Origin of the sequence: Streptomyces sp. NPDC018610, from assembly GCF_044391765.1 — a bacterium.
GTDB lineage: Bacteria > Actinomycetota > Actinomycetes > Streptomycetales > Streptomycetaceae > Streptomyces.
The window spans coordinates 1-14,141 of record NZ_JBISAL010000010.1 but is presented as its reverse complement, the minus strand read 5'-3'; the positions used below and the strand labels follow the sequence as shown (position 1 = coordinate 14,141).

The 14,141-nt window shown below is 66.9% G+C and carries 10 protein-coding genes and 6 pseudogenes; 12 read left to right on the top strand and 4 right to left on the bottom strand.

Annotation, left to right across the window (positions count from 1 at the left end; genetic code table 11):
* Positions 1–314: 314 nt before the first annotated feature.
* The 4 genes and pseudogenes from ACH5A8_RS24595 to ACH5A8_RS24580 form a co-directional block, all read left to right on the top strand.
* On the top strand, positions 315–2,435 hold the full coding sequence (locus ACH5A8_RS24595; protein WP_399005351.1) for a hypothetical protein: 2,121 nt from the start codon (positions 315–317) through the stop codon (positions 2,433–2,435).
* A 223-nt stretch (positions 2,436–2,658) separates the two neighbouring features.
* Positions 2,659–3,881, top strand: a pseudogene (locus tag ACH5A8_RS24590) (IS701 family transposase).
* A 226-nt stretch (positions 3,882–4,107) separates the two neighbouring features.
* Complete coding sequence (locus ACH5A8_RS24585) at positions 4,108–4,506, top strand: hypothetical protein (protein ID WP_399005349.1); 399 nt, start codon at positions 4,108–4,110, stop codon at positions 4,504–4,506.
* A 4-nt stretch (positions 4,507–4,510) separates the two neighbouring features.
* Positions 4,511–4,663, top strand: a pseudogene (locus ACH5A8_RS24580) (transposase); the annotation flags it as partial.
* Positions 4,664–5,009: 346 nt separating this feature from the next.
* Here ACH5A8_RS24580 and ACH5A8_RS24575 read toward each other — a convergent pair.
* A pseudogene (locus ACH5A8_RS24575) lies at positions 5,010–5,878 on the bottom strand (IS5 family transposase).
* 283 nt (positions 5,879–6,161) lie between these two features.
* On the opposite strand from ACH5A8_RS24575, the gene ACH5A8_RS24570 reads away from it, so the two are divergent.
* From ACH5A8_RS24570 to ACH5A8_RS24550, 5 genes and pseudogenes are all read left to right on the top strand, one after another.
* The gene (locus tag ACH5A8_RS24570) at positions 6,162–6,368 is read left to right on the top strand and encodes a tyrosinase family protein (protein WP_399005347.1); all 207 of its coding nucleotides are present in this window, start codon (positions 6,162–6,164) and stop codon (positions 6,366–6,368) included.
* Positions 6,369–6,689: 321 nt separating this feature from the next.
* Positions 6,690–6,875, top strand: coding sequence for a hypothetical protein (locus tag ACH5A8_RS24565; RefSeq protein WP_399005345.1), 186 nt, complete (start codon positions 6,690–6,692; stop codon positions 6,873–6,875).
* 119 nt (positions 6,876–6,994) lie between these two features.
* On the top strand, positions 6,995–8,047 hold the full coding sequence (locus ACH5A8_RS24560) for a hypothetical protein (RefSeq protein ID WP_399005343.1): 1,053 nt from the start codon (positions 6,995–6,997) through the stop codon (positions 8,045–8,047).
* 21 nt (positions 8,048–8,068) lie between these two features.
* Positions 8,069–8,209 (top strand): annotated as a pseudogene (locus tag ACH5A8_RS24555) (IS982 family transposase); the annotation flags it as partial.
* 199 nt (positions 8,210–8,408) lie between these two features.
* Positions 8,409–8,621, top strand: coding sequence for a cold-shock protein (locus ACH5A8_RS24550; protein WP_399005342.1), 213 nt, complete (start codon positions 8,409–8,411; stop codon positions 8,619–8,621).
* A 311-nt stretch (positions 8,622–8,932) separates the two neighbouring features.
* Here ACH5A8_RS24550 and ACH5A8_RS24545 read toward each other — a convergent pair whose 3' ends face one another.
* The 3 genes and pseudogenes from ACH5A8_RS24545 to ACH5A8_RS24535 form a co-directional block, all read right to left on the bottom strand.
* Positions 8,933–9,385 (bottom strand): hypothetical protein, encoded by a 453-nt coding sequence (locus ACH5A8_RS24545; RefSeq protein ID WP_399005340.1) that lies wholly within the window; start codon positions 9,383–9,385, stop codon positions 8,933–8,935.
* Between the two features lie 41 nt (positions 9,386–9,426).
* Positions 9,427–10,638: pseudogene (locus ACH5A8_RS24540) on the bottom strand (IS3 family transposase).
* A 245-nt stretch (positions 10,639–10,883) separates the two neighbouring features.
* A complete protein-coding gene (locus tag ACH5A8_RS24535; protein WP_399005954.1) occupies positions 10,884–11,339 on the bottom strand; it encodes a hypothetical protein in 456 nt (151 codons plus the stop codon).
* Positions 11,340–11,401: 62 nt separating this feature from the next.
* On the opposite strand from ACH5A8_RS24535, the pseudogene ACH5A8_RS24530 reads away from it, so the two are divergent.
* The 3 genes and pseudogenes from ACH5A8_RS24530 to ACH5A8_RS24520 all read left to right on the top strand — a co-directional run.
* Positions 11,402–12,952 (top strand): annotated as a pseudogene (locus ACH5A8_RS24530) (RICIN domain-containing protein); the annotation flags it as partial.
* Complete coding sequence (locus ACH5A8_RS24525) at positions 12,951–13,526, top strand: polymorphic toxin-type HINT domain-containing protein (RefSeq protein ID WP_399005921.1); 576 nt, start codon at positions 12,951–12,953, stop codon at positions 13,524–13,526. The pseudogene ACH5A8_RS24530 and the gene ACH5A8_RS24525, both read left to right, overlap by 2 nt.
* A 45-nt stretch (positions 13,527–13,571) precedes the next feature.
* Entirely contained in the window at positions 13,572–13,838 is a 267-nt protein-coding gene (locus ACH5A8_RS24520; protein ID WP_399005338.1) for a hypothetical protein, read from the top strand.
* Positions 13,839–14,141: the final 303 nt, after the last annotated feature.

Here is a 14,141-nt window from a genome sequence, read left to right as displayed (position 1 = left end):
GCGCCCTCGTTGAGGTGCCGTAACTGGCTGTTCTCTATCCGCTCGGGTGGTCAGTGGGGTTCGAACAGGGTTCTGGTCCGGGTGAGTCTGTAGGTGCGGATGCATGGGAGAAGGGCCTCTTGGTAGCTCGCGGATGTCGAGTCCAGCGAGAAGCCGCATTGATCGACATGACCGGTGAAGTGGTCGAGGCCGCGCTGATCGGACCACGGTCGTTTTGAAACGCCGGGGAGCCCCACACACGACGTGCCCCGCATACTCTGCGAGGCCAGGCGCGGGACCGCTTTTGCCGTGTGGGTCTCGAAAGGGACCGGCTGGTGCACGACGGACACCTGCCGACTGTCCGCACCGCCTCCGGCACCTTCCGTTCAAGCAGGACCCTCCTCGCCGCCGGCGCGCGACTGGCGGCCGAGACGAACACACCGCTGACGATCGTAGAAGCCCGCGGCCTCCATTCCGACGTCCGCGCCTTCGTCCGCGAGGTGCAACCGGAGGCGCACAGCGCGGTCATCTCCGCCGAAGAGGCGGCCCTGCAGTCGGCCGGCAGCATCAACGGCGTCCTGGCCGTGCACGCCGACGTCCTGCGCGACGCCGACGTGCGCAAGCCGCTGCTCGCGATGGCCCACACCGCCGACCACCTCCTCGTGGCACGCCACGACTACAGCGACACCACCCTCGACGCCCTTGCCACCCCCGGCCTCGTCCTTCGGCTCCGGGACCCGATGCCTTCAGCCCCCCGCCCGGCGCCGATCACCCTGACGCCTCCGCCGATGGAGATGAGCGTGGCCCTGCGCCTGGTCCGGCCGACCGGCCTGCCCGACCAGGACCTCGCGGCTTTCGACGACATGGCCGAGGCGCAGATGAGGGTGGATCCCGCCGAGGTCAGACAGCGCATCGGCGAACTCCGCAGCAAGTACGAGGCGACCATCGAGCTGGCTCGCCAGCGCCGAGCCGCGACCGCGCCCACCGATCCGTCACGAACGCCCCGCGACCACGGCTGTCCTTCGACAGGCGATCTCGACCGATTGACAAGTGAGTTTGACCGCTGGGCGCAAAGAGAGAGCTCGTCTGCGGGATCGGTGTCAGCGGTCCCTGCGAGCATATGGATCATGAAACGATCCGACGATCTCCTGGCAGGACTGGACGACATCGACTGGGCAGCCCTGGGGCATGCCTACGGCAGCGCCGAAGACGTGCCCGGCCAGCTCCGGGCGGTGTGCGGGCTGGACGAGAAGGCCCGGGAGAGCGCCTTGCGCAGCCTGTTCGGCAACATCTTCCACCAGGGCACCCGGTACTCGGCCTCTCCGTACGCCGTGCCGTTCCTCACCCGAATCGCCGTCGCGGGCCCGGTCGGTGCCCGGGCCGACGCGCTGCTGCTGCTGACCCGTCTGGCCGTTGATTGGCACGACGAGTACGACCTCCCGCTCGGCATCGACACCGTCGCGTGGCGCGCCGCAGCCATCAGCCCCGAAGAGAATCTGCGCTGGTACGACGAGCAGATCGCCGCCGAGACCGACGGGGAGCGGCTGAAAAACCTGTGTGAGGGACGGGCGTACTGTGCGGCGGGGCACCCCGTAGACGCCCGCGAGGGCGCACTGCGCTCCTATGACGCGGTCCGCGCCCAGCTTCCCGTCCTGCTCGAACTGCTCGATGACCAGGACCCGGAGATCCGCACCAAGACCGCGTACCTCCTCGGCTGGTTCCCCGAGGAGGCCGACGCCACTCTGCTCCCCTTGTTGGCCTGCCTCGACGGCGAGCGGGCCCCAGTCTGCGTCGCCACGGTCCTCGTCTCGGTCGGGCTGATCGCCGACCACGACCCGGACAGCCGACTCCGGAACCACCTCGACCACGAGCACCCCTTGCCGCGCTGGGCCGCCGCCACCGCCCTGACCCGCTTGCTGGTCGCACACCCGGCCACCGCGCCCGGCCTGCCGCCGGCGGAGCGCATCGCCGCCGAGCTGGCGGCCTTCGGCGCCGGGCCGGCCTCCGAGACCGCCACTGCCCACCACGCGGGCGACCTGCACAGCTACACCGTCCGCAGCCTGCTGCACCTGATGGGCGCCGCCGAGGACCCTGACGGGGTCCTCCTGGAGATCGTCCGCGCCCTGCCTCGTATCGAGGAAACCGGGGTCGTGCCCGGCCCGCTGGCGGTCTGCGCCGAGAACCTGCTGGAATCCCTGTTCGACCCCGCCAACACCGCACCGGTGTTGGCGGAGCTTTCCCCTGGGCGCCGGGAGTTGCTGAGGGTCCTGGCCCAGCTGCTGACCGCCGCGGACTTCCAGCCCGTGCCGTTCGGCTCTGACCTCCACGAGCGGTTCACCCGGTACGGCCTCCCCGGTACCCGCCCCGCCCTACGTGCCTACGTGGGGCTGTCCACCGAGGGTGAGGACCCGAGCGCTGCCCTCCCTGACCCCTGGGCACAGTTCCGCAACCACTGATCTCACCGCCCCTCACCGAGCGCCGGCCGCTGGCCGAGATCGGGTGACAGGAACCCAGCAGCGGTCAAACTCACCTGGCAAACGGTCAAGATCATCTGTCTGAGGGCAACGGCCAAGAGCAGTTCACCGCACACCAGCAGCACCGGTCCCCAGGGACCGGCCGCACCTAGTAGGGCTTCGTTACGTCGAGTGATCTCGCCTGGTGGTGGGCATCTTCTCTGGTATGAGGCTGGGGGAGGTGGAACGGCTCCGGGGTGCGTTATCGGAGTTCGTTGCCGATGTGTTCGCCTCGCTGCCGCGGCGGGATCAGCGGCGGTGGGGCGCGTGTTATCTGCGGGGCCTGATGCTGGACGGCCGGCGCAAGTCGATCCAGCCGATGGCCGAGCGGCTGCCGGACGGGAACATGCAGGCTCTGCAGCAGTTCGTGAACCAGTCGCCGTGGGATCCGTTGCCGGTCAGGCGGCGGATCGCCGAGCGGCTGTCCGAAGTTGTCAGGCCCGAGGTGTGGGTGATCGAGGACGTGTCGTTCCCCAAGTGCGGGACGGCTTCGGTCGGGGTGGCCCGCCAGTACTGCGGAGTCTTGGGGAAACGGGCGAACTGCCAGGTCGCGGTCAGTGTCCATGCCGCCACCGACACCGCCTCGTGCCCGTTGGAGTGGCAGTTGTATCTGCCGCGTGAGTGGGCGGACGAGCCGGACCGGTGCCGCAGGGCAAAAGTGCCCGACGACGTGGTGCACCGGGAGAAGTGGCGTCTCGCGTCGGCCTCCTGGACACGCTCGCCGAGTGGCAGCTGAAGGCGCCGGTCGTGGTCGCCGACGCCGGCTACGGAGTCAGCACCCCGTTCCGGCTCGGCCTCCAGGAGCGAGGCCTGTCCTACGTCCTGGCCCTGAACGGCAAGGAAGTCGCCCACCGGGAGGATGCCGAGCCGCACCAGCCTGCTTACGGCGGGCTCGGACCACCCACCCTTCCCCGCTGCCGCACCCCACCGCGAGCCGTGTGCGTCCTCGCCGCGCAGGCGGGTTGGGAGCGATTCACCGAGGTGACCTGGAGGCAAGGCAGCAAAGGCGCGATGACCTCACGATTCGCGGTGCTGACAGTGCGGCCCGCGGGCAAGCAGTCCCTGACCGCAGCCCAGGAGGCCGGCGGCGGCCGCAACCGGTGGGACGGCGTCCTGCCCGTCCAGACGCTCCTCGTCGAATGGCCGGACGGCCAGGACACTCCGACGGACTACTGGATATCCAACCTGCCCGCCACCACACCGGTCGCTGACCTGGTGCGGTGGGCGAAGATGCGCTGGCGGATCGAGCACGACTACCGCGAACTCAAGCACGGCCTGGGCCTGGACCACTTCGAGGGCCGCACCTGGCGCGGCTGGCATCACCACGTCACCCTCGTCACCGCCGCCCAGGCCTTCCTCACCCTCCGGCGCCTCGACCCAAAAGACTGAATGCCGGCCTGACTCTCTACCAGGTCCTCGATGCTCTTCAGGACCTGCTGAGGTGCTGGACCGGCACCTGCACCACATGCGGACACCCCCTGGCCACACGCAGAACCAGACCCAGAACCTAACGAAGCCCTACTAGGCCGTTTCTGACGAGTAATCACGACGGGGGTGACCGCGTCGTGTGAAGAAAAGATGCCTTTCGTCCAGGCCAACGATCTACGCTGGCTCGATGGGGAATGATCGACGCGTCCGCCGCCTTGTGGTCGACGAGGCCTTCTGGTGTTGGACTGTCCGGCAGCGGGTGAGACCGGACTACGCTGACTGTCGGCTGACGCTTTCTCTCTTCCCAGAGGTGCCAGCGCAAGGCGTTCGACGCCGATTGGCCTTGGTCTTTGCCCCGGGCCCGGACAGGATCGTCTCGAACTCGTACTTCGAGGCGGGCGCGGTCATGCGCCTCCCGGACCGTGCCTGGCTCAACCTCTACGAGCCGGGAACGGTTCGACGCCTGCTCGACGCCGCGGCGCCTGCTCTGGACACCCGGCCATCGGTGCAGAACCTCGAAGTAGACGGCTGGCCCTACTTCGCTGAAGTCGTGGACCACGCCGATACCGCTGAGTCTCAAGCTTGATCTTGTGGCTGGTCGTGGTGAGTTGACAGATGCGGCGTGGGCGCGGATAGCTCCGTTGTTGCCGGTCCTGGATGGTCGGGGGCGGCCCTGGCGGGATCAACGGCAGGTGATCGATGGGGTGCTGTGGCGTTTGCGGACGGGGGCTCCGTGGCGGGACACTTTCCGGCCGACTCGGCACCTCCGAAAGGCCGGAAGTAGCTCCTGATTTCGCAATCGGCGTTCAGGGTGCGACGAGTTCCGCTGCGTCGCCGCCGTTGGCGGCCCCCGGCATACGCATTGGCTGTGAATCCATCGGTCCGGCCGCATGCTCTCCCACCGCCTTTGTGGGCGGGGCTTCGGTGGGTCCAGGCCGTCCCGTCTGTGGGCTTCGGCCTGGGCAGTCAGCGGTGGGTTGTGCAGCGTGCATGTGCGCACCTGCATTGGTTCCGCCGCCTGCACATTCGCTGGGAGGTCCGCGACCACATCCACGAAGCATTCCTCAGAGGTCGTTTGCTCCCGATGTTTTATCCCGGAATAGGTGTTTGATCCTGGTGTGTCGGGACGCGCCAGGAGATCGTGTTCTCGCCGGTGAGGCGGCGGGCCATCAGGTCGGTCATGGCCGGCTGGATCATGGCTTCGGAGCGGGTGGGCAGGGTCTCGTAGTCGCGGGCCGGGCGACGGTGGAGCATCAGCCATCCGTAGGTCCGCTCCACGGTCCAGCGTTTGGGCAGTGGGGTGAAGCCTCTGGTTCCGGGTGTGCGTTGGACGATTTCCATGTCGATGCCGAGGGTGGCGGCATGTTCGACGAGGTGCTGGCGGTAGCCGCCGTGCACCCAGACCTTGCGGACGGTGGGGTGGGCGGCGGCCACCTGGTCGATCAGGCCGGTGCCGGCGACGGAGTCCTGCACGCTCGCCGCGGTGACCACGACGGTCAGCAGGAGTCCGATCGTGTCGGTGACGATGCTCCGCTTGCGGCCGACGATCTTCTTTCCGGCGTCGATGCCCTGACTGGAGGCATGAACGCTGGTGGAGGTCTTGATGCTCTGGGCATCGATCACACAGGCCGTCGGTTCGCTGTCGCGGCCCTCTTTCTGCCGCAGCAGTTGCCTGAGCAGGCCGTTTAGCTGGGCGAACACGCCTTCCCGCTGCCACTTGGTGAAGTAGCCGTAGACCGTGTTCCAGTGGGGGAAGTCGTGTGGGAGGTAGCGCCGCTGCACGCCGGTGCGGTCCACGTACAGGATCGCGTCCATGATGCGCGCAGGTCGTGCTCGGGCGGACGGCCGAAGTCCAGGGCGCTGCCGCGACGTTCGAAGCGCCAGGCTGACAGCACCGGTTCGATCAACTCCCAGCGGGCATCGGGCAGATCACTCGGATACGGGCGTCGCGTCGGCATGCTTCCGGCGTACCCCTCCGGACCGAGTGCGCCCAGGCGCACAGCAACGACGACGGAAGCACGCTGGCCGACCGCGAAGACCGGGCTTTCTGGGATGAGACAGGAACAAGTCTTATCTCGCCTCATCTGCCACCCCGCCAGACCCACAGACACCGAAGCGCACCTGACACCTCACGATCACCACGACCTCATGCTCCGGTAATCGGTTCATTCCAGTGCAGTACAGATGAAAACGACCTCTCGGACGTAGTTACCGAACGTCCTGGGCAGCGTTGGTCACATCATGAAGAAGCTGATCACAGTCGCGGCGTTCGCCGTCGTCTCTCTCATGGGCACCGTCGCTCCCGCTCAGGCAGCCGATGGCCCTCCAGCAGGACCCGTCCGGGAGCAGGGTTCCATCAGTCCGAACGACCCACTGTTTTTCCTTCACCACGTCTTCACTGACCTCCTCTGGAGCGAGTGGCAGCACCGCAATCCGGGCGTCTCGTAGATGGGTCGACAGACTTGATGGAGGACGCGTCTGGCGCCCGTCACTGGACCCAGACGCGGCGCAACCCCGTCCAAGTTCGGTGACAAACGGTCCAGGTTCCCTGTCACAGGACACCTGTCCCGAGGACCACTGACCCCGACCGCAACCGCCCGGGACCTGTGTCACGCTGACGTAGCGTGAGCGTGACACAGTGTCACGCTACCTTCGAATCTTGTCCGTTGTGTCCGTTTCCCGGGGTCGAAAGCCGTTGCGACCCACCTCCAGGTCCCCAGGAAGCACGTCGAGCGGATCGTCGGCGAGGGCCAGGAGGAGCGGGAACACATGCTGGGGGTCGGGATCGGGAATCAGCGCAGCCGGGCGGCGACCCTGACTTCGGAGCGGTTGGAGCTGCTGTCCTACGATCGGGATGCGATGGTCGTGATGGGCGTCGTCGTCACCGCGGGCCGCCGCACTCGCGGCTGGCTGTCTGCTCAGCAGCAGTGGCGTAACTGTGTGCGAATTCCTTGATGGTGTATGCCCCCGCAGTGGTGATCTTCCATAGTGATCAGGCAGGACGCGTTACTTATTCCTGTTGCGTCGGATTGACAGATACGTCATCCCTCGACGTAAAGGAGCCCGCTGTGGGCATGAAGCAGTCCGTCCCCAAGTGCCTGGGTGCGAACGCGCTGGTGGCGGCTTGCGCCGCCACGGTCCTGGCCGGGTCAACGGTTCCGGCCACGGCTCTGTCCCGTGCGGATGGCTGGCATGGGATTGGAACAAAAACCACGACGTTCGATACACCTGGCGACGCCTCCTACGAGGTACCCGAAGGCACCAAGAAGCTGGTGATCGAGGTGTGGGGAGCTGGCGGCACGGGTGGCGCCGGCGGAGCTGGCGGCACGGGCCGAAGGGAGGCCGGAGGAGGCGGCGGCGGGGGCGGTGGCGCCGGCGGCGGTGCTGGCGCATACATCAAGTGCGAGCTCAACGGCCTGGAGTCGCACGAACGGCTCCTGGTGATTGTCGGCAAGAGCGGCGGCCCCCTCGACGTGAGCACTGTGCGGGGGCAGCAGTTCCACAGCGGGATCGAAGTCAGTGCGTGGCCCGGGGAAGAAGGCCAGCCAGGCAAGAACGGCGCAGCCGGGCTGGACAAGATCCGTGAGGACGGCACGGGCGGTTCGGGTGGCCTGCCGGGAGCGGAGGGGTCGGGCGGCAGCCAGACGACGTGTACCACCGAGTCCGAGGAGCCAGTCGTGACCCTGGCGTCCATGATTGCCAAGGCGCAAGCGAAAATTGACCAGTTCTCTGCGGTGTGGTTTGGGCCCTCAGGCAGCCCGGAGTCTGTTCTGCTGCCTGGTGGCGGTGCCGTTCCGGAACTGTCCCGTGGCCCCATGAGTACCTCTGAGGTGACTTCTGCACAGCTCGAGAGCCGGCCGGGTAACGGTGGCGCCGCAGGGCAACAGGGGGCCGCTGGAGGCGACGGGACGAGCGGGTGGACGAACGCTCCAGGGGGTGCTGGCGGAAACGGCGGAAATGGCGGAGCAGGCTACCGAGGATTCGGCGGCGGCGGCGACGGCGCTGGTGGCCAGGGAGGCTGGGCCGGGCAGGCTAACGCCCCGGGCAGTTCCCAGGCGGCCAACGGCAAGGGAGGTGACCACACCGGCCCGGGCGGCAATGGCCGAGTAGTCATCACTGCCTACTGAGCTTGTTCCTTTTCTTCCGGCCTCGAACGACATCGCGGCCGCACCCCCGGCGGCGTGGCCGTCCGCGTCCTGCAGTGCATCCTCGCTCTCACCGCCGCCATCTGGCACAACGACCACACCGGCCAAACGGCCAGACGCGCACTCACCGCCTATGACCACTGAACACCTTGGAATCGATCATCTAGCCGCCCGCCACGCTCATCCGACCGGGTGCCTGTTAGCGCTGAAAGCTGTCCCGTTGATCTCCGAGGCCGGTTTCCGCAGGCAGCCCTCTTCGGAGTGGCGGCCTGCTGGACCGGGAAGGGTGCCGACCGGGATCACCGTTGACGAACAGCATTCCATGACCAACCGAGGAGACCTTGTGAGCTCGCGCCAGATCGGGACCGTGAAGTGGTTCAACGACGAGAAGGGGTTCGGGTTCATCACTCCTCAGGACGGGGGCGAGGACCTGTTCGTCCACTTCAGGGCCATCGAGGGCGCCGGTTTCAAGGCTCTGAAGGAAGGGCAGACCGTGTCCTTCGTGGCCGTGCGGGGGCAGAAGGGCATGCAGGCCGATGAGGTCCGCGCCGAGTAGCCCCTTTCGCCGGCCGCCTGTGCCACGCCCACGGGGCCCGGGTCAACATTGCGCAGGTCGAGCCGGAGACTGCAGTCCCTGCCTGATGTGCATAACGACGGGGTAGCCCGTTCCCACGGGTTCTCGGGGATCGGGCCACCCCGTCGCCGTCCCTGGGGAACCGACGGAATGTGGTGCCCTGCTGAACCACGACTCGTGCGGTGTGGGCTTCCCGTGACGAAGCGTCCAGACTCCCGCTTGTCCGGCAGTCGTCCGAATGAGGTGTTCGGCTGCCCCACAAGGAGAGGGGCTCTTATGCGTGCGGCGGCGGGTTACGCGTGATCGAAGCGCCAGGCTCCGAAGCCGTTGGCCCGGTTGGAGTAATGGCTGACCAGGGCCGTGTGCAGGCCGTTCCCGCCGGGGGCGCCGCCACCGCTGGTATCCAGCCAGCCGCCGCTGGTGTTGTTCCAGTTGCTCAGGATGTGCACCACGTCGCCGACTCGGATGGCGCCGTCGACGGGGGAGGAGGTCTCGGCGAAGAGGAACCACTCGCCGCTGTTGCCGTTGCGGTTCGGTGTCGCGGCCGTGTGAACGCGGTAGCGCTCGCCGGTGGATGAGGGGTCCGGCACTCCGTTCACGTCGAGGTAGGACGTGCTGCCGAGCTGGTTCACCAGGTAGACGAGGTCTCCCGACATCACTGTGGTGCCGTCGGCCTTGCCCCTCGCCGAGGCGATCTTCCAGGTGCCGCTTTCGCGGTCGCGCTTGGGGGTCGAGGCCGTCTGCACCGCGAAGACTGAGGTTGATCCTCGGGAGTGGGCACCGGGTTTCATGCGACGAGTGACAGCGTACGTGACGTGATCAGTTGCTGTTCGAACTCGGCTGGTGTGAGGTATCCGAGCGCGGAGTGCCGACGGCGCCGGTTGTAGTACGACAGCCAGCGGAACAACTCCAGCCGAGTCTGTGCCTTCGAGGTCCAGCGGCGGCCATGGAGCGATTCGCGCTTGAGGTCCTGGAAGAACGACTCGGCGAGGGCATTGTCATAGCTTGAGCCGACCCGGCCCATGCTGCGGCGGATGCCGTGCCGGCCGCAGACCTCGGCGAAGGCGGCCGCGCTGTATTGGGCGCCCCTGTCGGTGTGGAAAACGACGCCGTGGACCCGGCCGCCGCGGGTGGCCACAGCCATTTCGATCGCGTCGGTGACCAGGGAGGTGCGCATGTGGTCGGCGATCGACCAGCCCACCACCTTTCTCGAGCAGATGTCGATCACCGTGGCGAGGTAGAGCCACGTCGTACCGACGGCTATGTACGTGATGTCGCCGCACCACCTGGTGTTCAGCGTGTCCGCGGTGAAGTCGCGCATCACCAGGTCGGGCGCGGGTGGCGCGGTCCTGTCCGCGATCGTCGTCCGCTTCTTCTTGCGTAGGTGCCGGCCGACGATGTGGTTGATCCGCATCAGCCGGGTGACGCGCTTGCGGTTGATCCTGCGTCCTCTCGCACGCAGTTCAGCATGGACGCGCGGGGCGCCTCAGGCACCCTGGTGTTCGGCGTGGATGGCGCGGATCTCGCTCACGGTCCGCTTCTCCTCGGCCTGGCGTTCGGTGCGGGCCTGCTCAGTGGCCAGGTGCTGGTAGTAGCCAGCGCGGGACGCTCCAAGCACCCGGCAGATCCGCTTGACGCCGAAGTCGGCGCGGTTGTCGGAGATGAAGTCCCAGCGGCGGGGTCTCACTTCACCTCCCGGGCGAAATAGGCCGCTGCCCGGCGCAGGATCTCGCGCTCCAGCTGCCACTCCTTCTCCGCCTTCAGTAGCCGGGCGTTCTCCGCTCGCAACCGGGCCAGCTCCTCGGCCGCGCTCACGCTGCCGTCGCGGCCCCCGGGCACGGCCTGGGCCTCGTCCTTGCGCACCCACGTCCGAAGCGACTCCGCTGATGATGCCGAGATCCGCGGCCACCGCCGCGTACGTCCGCTTGCCGGCCGCGGCGCGGTAGAGCGCGACAGCGTCCTTCCTGAACTCCTCCGGATACGGAGACTTGCGTCCCACCATGACATCCCTCTCTGGATCATCAAGATCCATTGTCAGGGTGTCCACTCCATAGGATCAGCCTCAGCCTGGAACGAGACCTTGCCGAGGTCACTGCCGGGCTGACCCTGCCCTGGAGTTCGGGCGTCGTCGAGGGCCACGTCAGCCGGATCAAGATGCTGAAGCGACAGATGTATGGACGCGCCGGCTTTGAGCTCCTGAGGAAGCGAGTTCTCCTCGCTTCCTGAGCCTGAACCGGCTGGCAACTACTCCACGAGTCCGAAGCCGTCCGGGAAAGCTTCCAGGAATTCACGACGGCCGGGATCGGTCTCGGCATCGGTCATTGCTTCGATCACCTGCTGGAACTCTGCACGCTGGGAGTCCGACAGGCGATCCACCACCGCGGCGACGCCCTCCAGCGCCTTCACCGCATCGTCCTGATCCATGTGCTCATCGTCCGCGCTCTCGACGAACCAGGCGAGGTCCACGAGGGCCTCCGCCAGGGCGCGGGTCAGCGACGGGTACTGCGACATGAACGATCCCCCAAATGCGATGGCTGCAGAACTCTCCGCGCACCCAATCACATGCGGCCGACGACACTCACTGTCACCGCGCCACAGAAGTTGGACCAGAACCTGACTCAGGAAAGCGGCCCGGAGCCGCAGCTCGACGCCGGCGCGCTGCTCCCGGGCCAGGCACGTCGCGGACTCGAAGGTCTGCACGGGCACGAGAATCTGCCCGCCGGCGAGGCGAGGCAGGCGCCGTCGTCGAACTGACCGGTCCTCTCGTAAGGGGCGGGGCCTTGGTGGACGCGTCGGAGCCGGGCAGCGTCGAGTACCGCATCGCGGTGGAGGACCTGAAGTCCCGCTTCGCGAGCTGTGCCTGGCACACCCCGCTCGACCCGCGCAAGGTGCTGGGCAAGGAGGTCGCTGACGCCTCTGCGGAGTGGCAGCAGGAGATCGCCTCCCAGGCGACCCAACGCAACCAGATCCTGGATGCCAACAGCAACGCTGTCAAAGCCCTGGAGACCGGCGCCTCGCTGCTGGGCGACATGCTCGGCCAGTCATGGACGGCCGACCACCTGACCCGTTGGCAGGACTACTGGTCTCCCGGCGGCGTCGGCTGGATCGACAACTCCCCCTTGGTCATCCAGGTCGAGGCAGCCGAGGGTATGTGTCTCGACGTCGAGGGCGGCGGTACGGGCGACGGCGTACCGGTGCAGATCCATACCTGCAACGACTCCGACGCCCAGAAGTGGGAGATCATCGAGCAAGGCGACGACGGTTATTCCTTGCAGAACGTCAAATCGATGAAGTGCCTCGACGTCAACAACGGCGACGCCACCAACGGCACGAAGATCCAGATATGGACATGCAAGAACAATCCGCCACAGGAGTGGAAGTTCAATGTCCGCGCCGCCAGCGAGCTGCGCAACGTCGCCACGGACAAGTGCCTGGACCTGCACAAGTTCGACAACGGCTACGACTCCTGGCTGTGGGGCTGCAACGACTCCGATGCACAGAAGTTCCGTGCCATCCCCCAGGGCCACCATGGCACTGACAAGCCGGGCTACCCGACGCCGGATCAGTTCACCCAGGCCAGCAGCGGCATCGCCGGCGCCAAGTCGCGTGCGGCACTGGAACGCATCGAACTGGCGAAGCAGCTCATCAGGGCACGGGATGCTTCCGCCAACTCGGACGCCGCTCTGAAGGCCGCCTACGCCATCGCCGACGCCAACGGCGCGCCGCGTGGGCGGGGCCTCCTGGTGGGCCAGCAGAAGGATCAAGTCACCCAGGGCGCAGTGGCCGCGCTGGAAGCGCTGAGCAAGGCCGCGGATACGGCTGTGGCCGCCACCCGCGCCTCGGCCGGCGACAGTCAGACCATCGCGCAGCGAGCCATCGCTCAGGCCGCTCAGTCGAAGGCGGAGTTCCGCAAGAAGGCCGCCGCAACAGCCGAGTTGCAGGCCAAGGCCGCCGCGGACGCGGCGAAGATCCACCGGGACAACGCGAAGAAGGACAAGGAGACCGCGGAGGCGGACCTCGCTGACGCTTTGAAGGCCGAGGCCGACGCGAAGGCGGCCGCCGCCGACGCGCACGCCAAGCGGCTCGCCGCCGAGGCCGAGGAGAAGACCGCGAAGGCGGAGAAGGAGACCGCCGCGGCCAAACAGACGGAGGCGGAACAGCACAAGAAGGACGCCGAGACCCAGGCCGGCGTCGCGAAGGACGCCAAGGGCAAGGCCGAGGCCGCCGAAGCGATTGCCGAGAACAAACGCGACGCGGCGACCACGGCCCGCGACAACGCCAAGGCCAAACGGGACGACGCGTGGGACGCCGATGTACGTCCCGGGCCGTGGCTGGATACAGGCATCCAGCCTGCGCGCAACGGACTCGCTTCGGGCTCCGACCGGTGCTATGGACAAGGTTATCGACATCCGTCTGGCACCCGCCTCGCAGCGGGTGTGGGACCTGAGTGTCGCCGACCTTCACACCTTCTACGTGCTCGCGGGCCGGACTCCTGTACTGGTCCACAACGTCGACTGCCCCGTCTACACAGACGTCTATCCGAGCGGGAGCGGGATCGTGGCCGACCTGGACCAGGACGGGCTCTTCGGCTTCGCTATCGAGACGGGCAAAGACACGCCCAGAGGCGGAGAGATGGTAAACGCCGCGCTTGCTTATTTTGGTGACCAGGTGAAGGGCATCAAGGGATACTGGCAGGATGGTGGTTCACTCAGCGATAATTTGGACTCCTTCAACGCAGCCGTTCGAGGTGGCGCGCAGCTTGAGGAGGCGGCACTAGGAACGTTCACAGGGAAGATGGCCTTGCGGGCAGGGTTCTCCAGAGTGGAGATAACGGAGCTCAGAGGGTTGCCGGGGCAGTACACGAACGTTGGCGTAACCTTCCGCTAGCCGCCCCAACACTGTGAGACCTCTCACCGGAAAGTCGAGCACGAAATGAACGAGTTGGACATTGTCGTCGACGAGCTGAAGGCGGCTCACGTCGACGGAAAGGGTGCTGTAGAAATCGCCCTGCTCGCCAAGGAGAAATTGGGTTCGGGGTTCGGCGCCATCTCTTTCATCACCTGCTTCCGTCTCGCCTTCGGCATACCACTGCCGGTCCTACAGCGCGCGCAGGCATGGGAGAGGTTCGGTTGGGGAAACGTCCACATCTCCGATGAGGAGTTCGACGGTCTCATCACTCCATGGCTCACCCCTGCGTGAAGCGTTTCTTCACGGCTGAGCTCGCGGCGGACGCCGGAACATCTCCAGAGAGATGCGACGACCGGGCCGACTGATGTCGCGCAGCAGGTGGCAGACGGCGACGAAACCGCCTGCCGGGGGAAGACACAGGTGTAAGGCGTGCCCGGCGCTCCAAACAGACCCCGCCTCCGGTACATCAGAGGCGGGGTCGTCGCGTGCCCGAGGCCGTTGTGAGTGGGCGTGTTGGTGGCATTGGGTGGGTGTCAGCGGGGTTGGGTGCTGGGTGCCTGGTCCGGGGTTTTGTGTGGGGATGGGTTCGCTGTC

What these genes read in the sequence shown, in the direction of transcription:
- ACH5A8_RS24585 (WP_399005349.1), top strand. Translation starts at nt 4,108, where the DNA reads ATGGGGAATGATCGACGCGTCCGCCGCCTTGTGGTCGACGAGGCCTTC.
- ACH5A8_RS24570 (WP_399005347.1), top strand. Translation starts at nt 6,162, where the DNA reads ATGAAGAAGCTGATCACAGTCGCGGCGTTCGCCGTCGTCTCTCTCATG.
- ACH5A8_RS24565 (WP_399005345.1), top strand. Translation starts at nt 6,690, where the DNA reads ATGCTGGGGGTCGGGATCGGGAATCAGCGCAGCCGGGCGGCGACCCTG.
- ACH5A8_RS24560 (WP_399005343.1), top strand. Translation starts at nt 6,995, where the DNA reads ATGAAGCAGTCCGTCCCCAAGTGCCTGGGTGCGAACGCGCTGGTGGCG.
- ACH5A8_RS24525 (WP_399005921.1), top strand. Translation starts at nt 12,951, where the DNA reads ATGTACGTCCCGGGCCGTGGCTGGATACAGGCATCCAGCCTGCGCGCA.
- ACH5A8_RS24520 (WP_399005338.1), top strand. Translation starts at nt 13,572, where the DNA reads ATGAACGAGTTGGACATTGTCGTCGACGAGCTGAAGGCGGCTCACGTC.